We start from the raw sequence: 12288 nt of genomic DNA on the forward strand, positions 1-12288 counted from the left end.
ATCTGAATGCAATGGCTGCCCCATGGTCGCAGAATGACCCGGCTCAGGCTCGCCCCGCAGGCTCGGACCGGGTCCGACGTGCGACTTTAGGATGAACCTCCGCCTTATTCCTCAGCGGGATAGGTCGCCTATCTTCCTTGACCATCTTCGATCGTGGCTCCACGATACCGCCATAACAAGAAGGCTCGGCACGCATGAGCCTTCCAAGAGTGAAAGGGAAGGAAGCAATGAAAGTTCTCAAGAAGGTTCTGTTCGCCCTAAGCTGCACCGTACTGGCTTCGTCGGCCTATGCGCAGCAGCAGGTATCCAACGGCGTCGTCAAGATCGGCATCCTGAACGATCAATCGGGTGTCTATGCCGATTTCGGAGGAAAGTACTCCGTCGAGGCCGCGCGCATGGCGGTGCAGGATTTCGGCGGAAAGGTTCTGGGCGCTCCGATCGAGATCGTCAGCGCCGACCATCAGAACAAGCCGGACGTGGCCGCCAGCATCGCGCGGCAATGGTATGACGCCGAGAACGTCGACGCCATCATGGAGCTGACGACTTCGTCCGTGGCTCTCGCGGTTCAGGGCCTCTCAAAGGACAAGAAAAAAATCAACATCGTCACCGGTGCCGCAACCACCGACCTGACCGGTAAGCAATGTTCCCCCTACGGCTTCCACTGGGCCTATGATACGCACGCCCTGGCCGTCGGCACCGGCGGAGCGCTGGTGGAAAATGGCGGCAACAAATGGTTCTTCCTGACGGCCGACTACGCCTTCGGCTACTCCCTCGAAAACGAAACCTCGAAGTTCGTGAAATCCAAGGGCGGCGAGGTTCTCGGGGCCGTGCGGCATCCTTTGAGCGCCAACGACTTCTCGTCGTTCCTGCTCCAGGCGCAGAGTTCCGGCGCCAACGTGGTTGGCATGGCCAATGCCGGCCTCGATACGTCGAACGCGATCAAGCAGGCCGCTGAATTCGGCCTGACGCAGAGCGGTCAGCGCCTCGCGGCGCTCCTCTTCACGTTGGCGGAAGTCCATGGACTCGGCCTCCAGGCGGCCCAGGGCCTGACCCTGACCGAAGGATGGTACTGGGATCAGAGCGACGAGAACCGCGCGTTCGGCAAGAGGTTCATGGAAAAGACCGGCCGCATGCCGAACATGATCCATGTCGGAACCTATTCGGCCGTGCTGCAGTACCTCAAGGCGATTCAGAAGGCCGGAACGGATGCGACGGAGCCGGTCGCCAAAGCCCTGCACGAGATGCCTGTCGAGGACGTGTTCGCCAAGAACGGCAAGGTTCTTCCCAACGGCCGCATGGTCTACGACATGTACCTCTTCCAGGTGAAGAAGCCGGGAGAGAGCAAGAGCGAGTGGGACATGTACACCCAGCTCGCCAAGGTGCCCGGCGACGAGGCCTTCATCAAGGCGGCTGAGAGCGGCTGTCAGCTGACTCAGTAAGGCTTGCGAGACGGCGGGGACGGCATGTCCGTCCCCGCCGTCCGTTTACGGTGCACCGCGCGGCAGGGTTTCTGCCCGGCGCATCGTTCTCATCCACTGTCGCCTATATCTTGCGCGAGATGATCGACCGTACGATGGTCAGTACCCAGCCAATTTTGAGTGCCACCGGCCTCACCATGGAATTTCGCGGCTTTGTCGCCGTGAACAACGTCACCATCGCCGTCAACGAGGGGACGGTGCACGCCCTTATCGGCCCGAACGGAGCCGGCAAGACGACCGTCTTCAACCTGCTGACCAAGTTCCTGACGCCGACCCGAGGGCAAATCACGTTTCGCGGCAGTGACATCACCCCCCTCAAGCCGGCGGAAGTCGCCCGCCTCGGACTTGTCCGGTCGTTCCAGATCTCGGCGGTGTTTCCTCATCTGACGGTGCTCGACAACGTCCGCATCGCCCTCCAGCGCCCGTCCAATCTGGCAACCCAGTTCTGGCGCTCGTCCTCAGCCCTGTCGGTCCTGGACGAGCGAGCCATGGCCCTGATCGACGCCGTCGGCCTCGCGAATTACGCCCATTTGCCTGCCGTTGAGCTGTCCTATGGACGCAAGCGTGCACTCGAGATCGCAACAACACTTGCTCTCGACCCTGCCATGTTGCTGCTCGACGAGCCCATGGCCGGCATGGGGCATGAAGATATCGGCCGCATTTCCGATCTGATCCGTCGCATCGCCCGGGACCGGACGGTTCTCATGGTCGAGCACAATCTGAATGTCGTTGCCGATCTATGCGACAGAGTGACGGTTCTGGCGCGAGGCGAGATCCTTGCCGACGGATCCTACGAGACGGTCAGCGCGGACCCGCGTGTGCGCGAAGCTTACATGGGAACCGAGCATGACTGAGGCGCCTCTTCTGGAAGTTCGCGGGCTTAACGCCTGGTACGGCGAGAGCCACGTCCTGCACGGGGTCGACCTCGACATTCGCGAAGGCGAGACGGTGACCCTGCTCGGTCGCAATGGAGCAGGCAAGACCACGACCCTGCGGGCGATCATGGGGATCCTACGGCGGCGGGAGGGGGTCATTCGGCTCCGGGGGCAGGATCTTCTCAATCTGCCGCTCCACCGCGTCGCGCAGTCAGGTCTCGGCTATGTCCCCGAAGAGCGAGGCATTTTTGCCAGTCTCAACGTTGCCGAGAACCTCATGCTGCCTCCTGCGGTGGCGGATAACGGCATGAGCGTCGACGAGATATACCGCCTCTTTCCCAATCTTTATGAGCGCCGCACGAGCCAGGGCACGAAGCTGTCGGGTGGAGAGCAGCAGATGCTGGCCATTGCCCGCATCCTGAGAACAGGCGCGAGGGTCCTGCTCCTCGACGAGCCGACGGAAGGCCTTGCCCCTGTCATCGTGCAGCGCATCGGCGATGTACTGGTCGAGTTGAAGGAACGCGGCATGACGATCTTGCTCGTGGAGCAGAACTTTCGTTTCGCCCGCAAGGTGGCCGACCGGTTCTACCTCATGGAGGATGGGCGGATGGTGAACTCCTTCCCTGGTCATCAACTCGACGCGAACATGGATCAGCTCCACGAAGTCCTCGGGGTGTGAACGAAGCATGAGCACAATTTTCGGCATTCCCGCCCCTGCCCTTTACGGGCAGATCCTGATCGGTCTCATCAACGGATCGTTCTATGCTCTTTTAAGCCTTGGCCTGGCCGTGATCTTCGGTCTGCTGCGTGTCATCAACTTCGCCCACGGCGCCCAGTACATGCTCGGCGCCTTCGCCGCGTATCTCCTTCTCAACTATGCGGGCATCGGCTACTGGCCGGCCCTGATTCTCGCACCTCTGATCGTCGGCGCGGTCGCCGTTGTGATCGAGCGCACCATGTTGAGCCGGCTCTACAGCATCGACCCGCTCTACGGGTTGCTTTTGACATTCGGGCTGGCCCTCATCTTCGAAGGCATGTTCCGCTACTGGTTTGGGGCTGCAGGCAAGCCATACGCACCTCCCGCCCAACTCTCAGGAGGCATCAATCTGGGCTTCATGTTCCTGCCCATCTATCGCGGCTGGGTGGTGGTCGCATCGCTGGTGATTTGCATTGGCACGTGGCTTCTGATCGAGAAGACTCGTCTCGGCGCCTACCTGCGGGCCGCGACAGAGAACGCGACTCTGGTCCAGGCATTCGGCGTGAACGTGCCTCGGCTCCTGACCTTGACCTATGGACTTGGTGCTGGACTTGCCGCTCTCGCAGGCGTGCTTGCCGCTCCCATCTATCAGGTGAGTCCTCTCATGGGCTCGAATCTCATCATCATCGTTTTCGCCGTCGTCGTCGTGGGCGGCATGGGCTCGATCCTCGGAGCCATCGTGACGGGCTACGTGCTGGGCGTCCTCGAGGGCCTCACGAAGGTTTTCTACCCTGAAGCTTCGAGCATCGTGATCTTCGTCATCATGGCCATCGTTCTGCTCGTCAGGCCGGCGGGCCTCTTCGGCCGAGAGGAGTAACATCATGGCTGTCGGAACACAGTATCTTGCCGAGCAGCCCCGGCCCCGGGCTTTATCCGTGGTCTTTGGGGCAGTCGCCATTGCGGCCCTCGTCGCCGCCCCGTTCGCGGTCTATCCCGTCCTCATGATGAACGTGCTGTGCTTCGCGCTCTTCGCCTGCGCGTTCAACCTGCTGATCGGCTATGTCGGTCTGCTGTCGTTCGGCCATGCGACTTTCTTCGGCGGCGCCGCATACTTCACGGCTCACGCCGTCAAGGTTTGGGGCTGGGAGCCTTTGGCCGGAATTCTGCTCGGCGCGGCAGGCGCTGCCGCTCTCGGCCTCATCGTGGGCTTTCTGGCCATTCGCCGGCAGGGCATCTACTTTGCGATGATCACGCTCGCCCTCGGGCAGATGTTTGCCTTCATCTGCCTGCAGGCACCGTTCACCCATGGTGAGGATGGCATCCAGGGCGTTCCTCGCGGACACCTTCTCGGCCTCATCGATCTCAATCAGCCACTGGCCATGTATTACTTTACCTTGGCCGTATTCCTCTTCGGCTTCTTTGCCATCTGGCGCATCGTGCATTCGCCTTTCGGGAACATTCTACAGGCCATCCGGGAGAACGAGAGACGAGCTATTTCTCTCGGCTATCGTGTCGACCGCTACAAGCTCGGCGCCTTCGTCATGTCGGCCGCTCTGGCAGGGCTCGCAGGTGCAACAAAGGCCATTGTCTTCCAGTTCGCGACCTTGACCGATGTCCAATGGCAGATGTCGGGGGAGGTCATCCTCATGACGCTGCTCGGCGGAATCGGAACCTTGATAGGGCCTGCCGTGGGCGCAGGTCTCGTGATTGCCCTGCAGAACTATCTTGCCGCATCGGACTTTCCCGTCACGGTCCTGATCGGCATCATCTTCGTCGTTTGCGTTCTGGTCTTCCGCCGGGGCATCGTCGGCGAAATAATGGCCCTCATGAAACGTAAAACAGGTTAGAATCTCTGGGAATGAGCGGTTGCGGGCCTGCCATTCCACAAAGACCGCCTGCTGTTGAGCTTAGCCATGTCAGCAAACGATTTTTACGATTATGTGATCGTCGGCGCAGGGTCGGCGGGCTGCGTTCTCGCCAACAGGCTATCCAGGGATGCGAGAAATACCGTCTGCCTGCTCGAGGCCGGCGGCAAGGATAACTGGATCTGGTTTCATATTCCCGTCGGCTACCTGTTCGCGATCGGCAACCCTCGCGCGGACTGGATGTTCAAGACAGAGGAAGAGCCCGGATTGAACGGGCGTGCCCTCAACTATCCACGCGGCAAGGTCCTTGGAGGATGCTCGGCCATCAATGCCATGATCTACATGAGAGGGCAGCGAGAGGATTACGACAACTGGCGCCAGATGGGCCTCGAGGGCTGGGGCTGGGACGACGTCAGGGGTATCTTCCGTCGGCACCTGGACCATTATCTCGGCGAAGGAGAGCACCACGGCGCCGGTGGCGAGTGGCGCGTGGATCAGCCGCGCATACGTTGGGAGCTGTTGGATTCCTTCATCGAGGCTGCCGTCGAAGCTGGCATCCCTCGCACGGAGGACTTCAACACAGGAAGCAACGAGGGCGTGGCCTACTTTCACGTGAACCAGAAGAACGGTCGGCGCTGGTCCGCCGCCCGAGGCTTCCTCAGACCGGCGCTCTCGCGCCAGAACCTGAAGGTCGAAACACATGCGCATGCCACGCGCATTCTCTTCGAAGGCCGACGGGCTGTCGGTGTCGAGTTTCTCCAGAACGGCCAACTGCGCCAGATCCGGGCAAGGCGCGAGGTCATTCTATCGGCGGGCGCCATTGCCTCGCCTAAACTGCTCCAGCTTTCCGGCATCGGAGACGGTGCCCTGCTGCAGCAAAACGGCATCGAAGTGCTCTATCATCTCCCCGGAGTGGGCGAGAACCTCCAGGACCATCTCCAGCTTCGTCCGATCTACCGCGTCGAGGGAGTCCGAACCCTGAACGAGGATTATCGCTCCTGGGTGAAGAAGGGCTATATGGCACTGGAATACGCGCTGTTTCGGCGGGGCCCGCTGACCATGGCGCCATCGCAGCTTGGCGCCTTCACCCGCTCCTCACCCGATTACGCCACTCCGAACCTCCAATTTCACATTCAGCCCCTGTCGCTCGACAAATTCGGAGAGGAGCCTCATCCGTTCCCGGCCTTTACGGCGAGCGTCTGCAACCTCCGCCCGACCAGCCGCGGCAGCGTCAAACTCAGGAGCCCGGATCCGTCGGCTCCTCCCTCGATCAGGCCGAACTATCTCGCCACCTTGGAAGATCAGCAGGTTGCTGTTGACGCGCTGCGCCTCGTGCGAAGGATTGTCTCGATGCCAGCTCTGCAAAGATACAACCCTCAGGAATACAGGCCGGGCGCCCACCTGACGACCGACGAAGAACTACTTCATGGCGCGCGCGATATCGGAACCACAATCTTCCATCCAGTCGGCACAGCTAAAATGGGAACGGAGAACGACCCGCTCGCCGTCACAGATTCCCGCCTGCGGGTCCGGGGTATCGAAGGGCTTCGGGTCATCGACGCCTCCGTGATGCCGGCCATCACCAGCGGCAACACGAACTCGCCAACGATGATGATTGCCGAGAAGGGCGCTGCCATGATCCTGGAAGATCAGACTGCACAGAACACGCAGCTCTTGCGGTCCGCTTAGCGCCTGACTTCGCCAGGCTTAGACCCCGGGGACAGTTCATGGAGTTCGACGAGCGCCGTGATTTCCTGATCACGTCTCTTATCCATGATAAGGACGATCTCCTGCGTCGCCACCACTACGAGGCCCTGAATTCCTAGCGCCGCAATCACCGGTCCCTCTGATCGGACATAGCAATTTCGCGTCTCGCACAGAATGGTCTCGCCATGAGCAGCAGTACCGTCCTGGTTCTTCGCACTGGCTTCCCAAAGAGCCGACCACGTCCCGAGATCGCGCCAGCTAAATTGTGCCTCCAGGATAACAGCCCGATCGGTCTTCTCCATGACCGCATGATCGATGGAGAGGCTCGGCACTTCGGCATAGGCCTGCGCATCGAGACGAAGGCAGCCCTGATCAGTCTCGCAGGATGCAAGTGCGATCTCACATGACCGTAGAAGCCCAGGCTCCAGCCTTTCCATCTCGGCCAGGAATTCACGGACTGGAAGCAGAAAAATGCCGCTGTTCCAGAGGTATTCACCGGAGCGCAGATAGGCCGCTGCTGTCTCCGCATCAGGCTTTTCCTTGAACGCAAGCACCTTGCGAGGGGCGGAACCATCCGTCTGGGATTTGCCAATATGGACATAGCCGAACCCCGTGCTTGGAGCGTTGGGGCTTATCCCGAACAGTACGAAAGCGCCTGCTTTGGCGGCTTCTAGCCCTGCTGCTACTGTTGAACGAAACCCATCAATATCGGAAATCGAATGATCCGTAGGCATCAGCAACATGATGCCATCAGGATCTGTCCGGGCAGCAATCATGGCTGCAATGGTAGCTGCTGGAGCAGTATTGCGCCCAGTAGGCTCAAGAATGATCTTTGAGACCGCATTACCTGCCGAACGGATTTGCTCCGCAACAAGAGACTGATGTTTGAGAGAAGCGATGATCAAAGGCGCTTCGAACAGCGACGGGCAACAAACACGCTGAACAGCCTCCTGAAAGGGAGACATTGATCCAATCAGGGGCAGGAACTGCTTGGGCCTCACTCGATCCGACAGAGGCCACAAGCGAGCCCCGACGCCTCCGGAAAGCAGAACCGGGATGATCTTACCCATATTCGCACAGGCACGGCTGCTGCCTGCTCCCTTTGCCCCAGCAGGCCAAAAATGAATCATAGTAACATATCGGCTTGTGCGACTAACTCAAGGGATGAATCGGCCATCCTCAAAAAAGAACTACCGCAGGAGATATCCCCCGTACGACTGGGCAAGAATCCCTAGTTCTCATAAAGTGGAAGAAGGATCTGAAAATCCTGATTTGGCTGGATCACGAGTTTCAGCCGACCGTTTCCCGCAACAAAACCTGCCGAGAGGTGTGCGATGCCCGAGCGCTTTCTGCTAACCGGCGGTTGCGGCTTCATTGGCTCCCATTTGGCAGAGGCCTTGGTTGGCGATGGAGCTGAGGTTGTTGTTCTCGACAACCTTTCGACAGGCCATCGCAGCAATCTGACAGAGGCTGCGGAGTTGATCGTGGGAGATATCAGGGATGGCTCCTTGCTCCAGGAAGCAGCCCGAGGATGTACCGGCATCTTTCATCTGGCCGCAGTCGCATCGGTCCCCAAATGCACCCAGCAGTGGCGCGACTCCCACAGCATCAATCTCTCCGCCTCAGTCGGCATCTTCGAACTGGCTGCGGAGCACAATATCCCCGTTGTCTATGCCTCCTCGTCAGCGATCTACGGCGACGTTGATCGAACCCCCATCGATGAGGACGCTCCAAAAAGACCGATCTCGGCCTATGGCGCCGACAAATACGCGATGGAGCTGCACGCAGCAGCCGGTGCGAGGACGAGAGACCTGAGATCCTTCGGTCTTCGTTTTTTCAATATATACGGCCCGCGACAGGATCCGCACTCGCCCTACTCCGGCGTGATCGCGGTCTTCATGCGCAACGCTCTCAATGGAGCTCCCGTCCTCATCCACGGAACGGGAGATCAGGTGCGGGATTTCGTCTTCGTCGCCGATGCCGTCAAAGCATGCCGCAGAGCCATGGAGCGACTGCTTGATCAAAGAACCGCGTCTGCGGAAATCAGCAATGTCTGCACCGGACAGGCGACCTCGATCCGAAAGCTTGCCGACTCCGTCGCCGATCTGGTTCAGCCAGGGTTGACCGTCGCCAATGGACCGGCACGAGCCGGGGACATCATGATCTCCGTCGGCGATCCCTCCCGCCTCAAAGACATACTCGGCTTGATGCCTTCCACATCTCTGCGAGAGGGGCTGCAGTCGATCATGGCATCGGGATGAGGACGGACAAGCGTCCTCATCCCGATTACGACCTCGCTGCGCCGCGGCCGTTCGACGGCAGATGACTTGCTGCCCAGATAGCGGCTTGTGTCCGATTCTTGGCGCGGATCTTGCGGAGAATCGCCTTGACGTGGACCTTGACCGTGGCCTCCGTGATATCGAACTTTCGTGCGATCAGCTTGTTCGAATCACCCTCCATGAGGCAACGGAGAATGACAGTCTCGCGAACAGACAGGCCTCTGGGAGGGCTTTCCTGGTCGTCATCCTGCTGCTCGGCACTGCTTTCATCCTCTACGGCCGAATGCTCGCGCAGGAGATTGAGGATAGCGGACGGAAAGACAGCCTCCCCGAGCATGACGAGGTCGAGTGATTTGACAAGAACCTCGCATGAGACAGACTTGACGAGATAGCCATCGGCTCCCGCCTGGAAAGCAGCTAGAACGCGCTTCAGATCGTAGTAGTCGACGAGCATGACCACACGCGCGGTCGGCAGATCCGCCTTGAGCTGCGAGACCTGATTGCACTTTGAATCGTGATCGTTGGCAGCGTCCATGATCAGCAGAAAAGGATCGGCGCCGGCTGCCCAGGTGCCTCGAACTTCGTCGAGACTTGCTGCAGATGCAACGGGACTATAAGGCGTCTCCGATAGTATCCTCTTCAGCCCCTCTCTCAGCAATGTATTGGGCTCAACCAAGAGGGTTGGGACAATCTGCAGTCGAGCACCCACCGCACCGTTCGGATCACCCACCTGAGTTTCCTCCGCAGATCTCGTGTATGTACCACTTTCGGATCCGCTCTGATCGGACAAAGAGTCTTGGTCGTAATTCTTCCGCATCTTAGAGCCCTCTGGCCCCTGCTCGCCAACCGCTTCAGCGAACATCCCATCACTCAGAAAATTAACTTACAAAATCTTTCAGGACAATTGGACTGAGGTCCGAAAGGCTATAAAAACATTAAATTCTTTGCAGGATGCAAAACTTCATTTACGGTAAGGGACGTTTATTCGAACCCACCTTGAGGCAAGCCTCCGGGTTGGTTCCTGCTACGGAGCTAAATCGGTCAAGCTTGCTGCACTGAGCCTGCGATTCGGTACGTGTGTACCTCCTGCGGGTGAATTGCACCACAGCATGAGCGTAGGAAGATCTGCAGATCGGGCTGGACAGTGAAAATCTGTAGACTTAACACATGTTAGAAATCGGCGCTGACAGCATGGCCGCTAAAGTTCACAGAAACACCATTTCAGAATCTGCGCGGGAGACTCTGCCCCTAACGATGAGATGCTACTTCAACCTCGTAAATGGCAGCGAGAAAATCACAGACCAGGATGGGATTGAAGTCAGGGACATCGAGCAAGCCCGTATCCAGGCCCTGAAAGCAATAGACGAATTGCGAGACGAGGACGACTCGGCTTCGAACGAATGGGCGAATTGGAGCCTCGAAGTTACCGATGCATTCGGGAACATTCTGTTCACGATCAATCTCGGCGGTGTCCTGCACTGATCTCCAACACCCTGGACGCGCTTTCATAGGGAAAGTCAATTTCAACCCCCCGCCCCGACGGCCCAGGACGGCTCTTCATATCGAGCAATACAAAGAACCTCGCGCGCTTCGCACCTGTCATAAACCAAACCCTTCAGCGGGATGTCCAAGACTCGTCGGATGCGCCGGCGGCCGGGAGGTGCGCAACAGCCCACATAGCAGCCTGTGTGCGGTTCGTGACGCGGATCTTTCTGAGAATCGCCTTGATGTGAACCTTCACAGTGGCTTCCGCAACTTCAAGCTTTCGCGCAATAATCTTATTGGGGGCGCCCTGCATCAGACAATGCAGAATCTCCGCCTCTCGGCTTGACAGCGTTCGAATGGGAGCTCCGGCTGAGATAATCTGCAAATTGTCCGGCGTCTCGGCTGATACTGGCCGCTCTACACGCGAGAGCTTTCCTGCCGACAAATCCATGAGCACGGAAGTCGACGGGAATACTTTTTCTCCCAACATGACGAGATCGAGATATTTGACCAAGACTTCACACGACACCGTCGAAAGGCAGTAGCCGTCGGCTCCGGACTGCAGCATTGACATCATGCTTTGCAGATCGAACTCTTCGGCCAACACAACTGTGCGGCAAGTCGGGTAGCGGCTCTTGATATCCCGGATGAAATCGGAAGTGGCTTGCTGGTGAAGATTGATATCGACAACGAACAGGGATGGAGCCTTGTCAGTCTCATCCTGACCGTCACCATCACCCTCCGAGCACACCCTGAAGCGAGTAGTCGAAAGAGTATGCTTCAGCCCTTCTCGAAGCATTGAGTTTTTACAAACAAGGATCGTTGGCACCAGCGACGCAGATCGTGTCATGCGAAAGATCCTTTTTTGAAATCTGTCCTCAATTATACAAATTAACCTCTTTGCGACTATTGATGAAAAAGGAGTAGGCTCTAGCGCTTTTGAGGTACAGGACCGCCAACGTGAGGAGTAAAAGCTTAATATTTCTGTTTAGCAGCACGCGACTTTACGGGCTCAATAATACACAATTCCGCGCTTATTACCCAAGAGCGTAAATAGTTCCGCGCCCCTCCTCATGACTAAAGGCGCCGCTGGGAGCTGCCAATACCCTGCAAGCTACCTCATCAATTTCAGGTCTGACGCAGTTTCTTTTGATAAAGGCGGAGCGATCCGGTGAGCCAAGGAGGTCTGACTGACTTCGACATCGCGGTACTCGATCGTTAGATCCTCTGGAGAGGTATTCCGATAGATCCCAAACTGCCAGTATGGCCCTTCAGGGTCATTATACCCCATGGAGAAATCGGTTAGGTCGAGCATCAACACGCCGTCGCGCCACCACTGAAGAATGGCATCGCCCTTGTAGCCGAAGCGCAAGCGGAACACATGCCGATACCAGCGGTCCCGTTCAATGGCGCCGGAATAACGGATCGTCTCGTCCGGATTAACTGTATGTCTTGCCGCGGCAACGTAGCGAGTCGATATCATGAACACATCGCCAGGCAGCAACTGCAAGGCGAACGGCGGTGAAGAGCCCCGGTCGCCAGCCTGGGTCGTGGCATGCATCTGGCCGATCACACACCATCTTGATGTTACCGGCTCTCCCGGGAGAATTCTTTGGGCATAGGAGATCCAGACATCTTTCCCAAGAGGATTAGGTTGAGCCCACCCCGTGAGCTCAGCTCTGTCGACAGCAGATCCTTCTTTCGCATCCCAGCGTGAGTTCTCCCCTCGGCGGACCGTAAAACGAAGCAGGGCAGTCTGAGATTTGGATAGCTGGATCGCTTGATGATTCGAGGCTGCCGAGGCCGGCTCGTAATAATGCCCGCCTATGGTGAGAGGTGCGATGACAGGCCGCCAGTCCGAGGCCGTCGCAACTGTTGCAGAGAGCAGCATGTACGTGGTCA

The 12288-nt window shown here is 58.3% G+C and carries 12 protein-coding genes; 8 read left to right on the top strand and 4 right to left on the bottom strand.

Annotated features, from left to right (window positions below):
- Positions 1–227: 227 nt before the first annotated feature.
- The 6 genes from LGR44_RS01635 to LGR44_RS01660 all read left to right on the top strand — a co-directional run bounded on the left by LGR44_RS01635 (position 228) and on the right by LGR44_RS01660 (position 6604).
- The gene (locus LGR44_RS01635; protein WP_226736521.1) at positions 228–1439 is read left to right on the top strand and encodes an ABC transporter substrate-binding protein; all 1212 of its coding nucleotides are present in this window, start codon (positions 228–230) and stop codon (positions 1437–1439) included.
- A gap of 134 nt (positions 1440–1573) precedes the next feature.
- A complete protein-coding gene (locus LGR44_RS01640) occupies positions 1574–2332 on the top strand; it encodes an ABC transporter ATP-binding protein (protein ID WP_226736523.1) in 759 nt (252 codons plus the stop codon).
- Entirely contained in the window at positions 2325–3032 is a 708-nt protein-coding gene (locus tag LGR44_RS01645; RefSeq protein WP_226736525.1) for an ABC transporter ATP-binding protein, read from the top strand. The genes LGR44_RS01640 and LGR44_RS01645 overlap by 8 nt, the downstream gene beginning before the upstream one ends.
- A 7-nt stretch (positions 3033–3039) precedes the next feature.
- Positions 3040–3927 carry a branched-chain amino acid ABC transporter permease gene (locus LGR44_RS01650; RefSeq protein ID WP_226736526.1) on the top strand — a complete coding sequence of 296 codons (888 nt, stop codon included), beginning with the start codon at positions 3040–3042 and terminating at the stop codon, positions 3925–3927.
- A 4-nt stretch (positions 3928–3931) separates the two neighbouring features.
- Positions 3932–4897 carry a branched-chain amino acid ABC transporter permease gene (locus tag LGR44_RS01655; protein ID WP_226736528.1) on the top strand — a complete coding sequence of 322 codons (966 nt, stop codon included), beginning with the start codon at positions 3932–3934 and terminating at the stop codon, positions 4895–4897.
- Positions 4898–4963: 66 nt separating this feature from the next.
- A complete protein-coding gene (locus tag LGR44_RS01660) occupies positions 4964–6604 on the top strand; it encodes a GMC family oxidoreductase (RefSeq protein ID WP_226736530.1) in 1641 nt (546 codons plus the stop codon).
- On the opposite strand, the gene LGR44_RS01665 is transcribed toward LGR44_RS01660, so the two are convergent.
- The gene (locus tag LGR44_RS01665) at positions 6601–7692 is read right to left on the bottom strand and encodes a mannose-1-phosphate guanylyltransferase/mannose-6-phosphate isomerase (RefSeq protein WP_226736532.1); all 1092 of its coding nucleotides are present in this window, start codon (positions 7690–7692) and stop codon (positions 6601–6603) included. The two genes, LGR44_RS01660 and LGR44_RS01665, sit on opposite strands and share 4 nt — an antisense overlap.
- A 264-nt stretch (positions 7693–7956) precedes the next feature.
- Here LGR44_RS01665 and LGR44_RS01670 point away from each other — a divergent pair, with 264 nt between their 5' ends.
- Positions 7957–8883: an NAD-dependent epimerase/dehydratase family protein gene (locus LGR44_RS01670; protein ID WP_226736533.1), complete on the top strand. Its 927-nt coding sequence runs from the start codon at positions 7957–7959 to the stop codon at positions 8881–8883.
- A gap of 25 nt (positions 8884–8908) precedes the next feature.
- Here the strand turns inward: LGR44_RS01670 and LGR44_RS01675 are convergent, their stop codons facing one another.
- The gene (locus LGR44_RS01675; RefSeq protein WP_226736535.1) at positions 8909–9631 is read right to left on the bottom strand and encodes a LuxR C-terminal-related transcriptional regulator; all 723 of its coding nucleotides are present in this window, start codon (positions 9629–9631) and stop codon (positions 8909–8911) included.
- A gap of 437 nt (positions 9632–10068) precedes the next feature.
- Between LGR44_RS01675 and LGR44_RS01680 the strand changes: the two genes are divergently transcribed.
- Positions 10069–10383, top strand: coding sequence for a DUF6894 family protein (locus tag LGR44_RS01680; RefSeq protein WP_226736538.1), 315 nt, complete (start codon positions 10069–10071; stop codon positions 10381–10383).
- A 133-nt stretch (positions 10384–10516) separates the two neighbouring features.
- Here the strand turns inward: LGR44_RS01680 and LGR44_RS01685 are convergent, their stop codons facing one another.
- Positions 10517–11236: a LuxR C-terminal-related transcriptional regulator gene (locus LGR44_RS01685; protein WP_226736540.1), complete on the bottom strand. Its 720-nt coding sequence runs from the start codon at positions 11234–11236 to the stop codon at positions 10517–10519.
- Positions 11237–11500: 264 nt separating this feature from the next.
- Positions 11501–12277, bottom strand: a complete 777-nt coding sequence (locus tag LGR44_RS01690; RefSeq protein WP_226736542.1) for a heparin lyase I family protein — start codon at positions 12275–12277, stop codon at positions 11501–11503.
- Between the last annotated feature and the right edge of the window lie 11 nt (positions 12278–12288).

It is taken from the genome of Microvirga lenta (assembly GCF_020532555.1).
Taxonomy (GTDB): domain Bacteria; phylum Pseudomonadota; class Alphaproteobacteria; order Rhizobiales; family Beijerinckiaceae; genus Microvirga; species Microvirga lenta.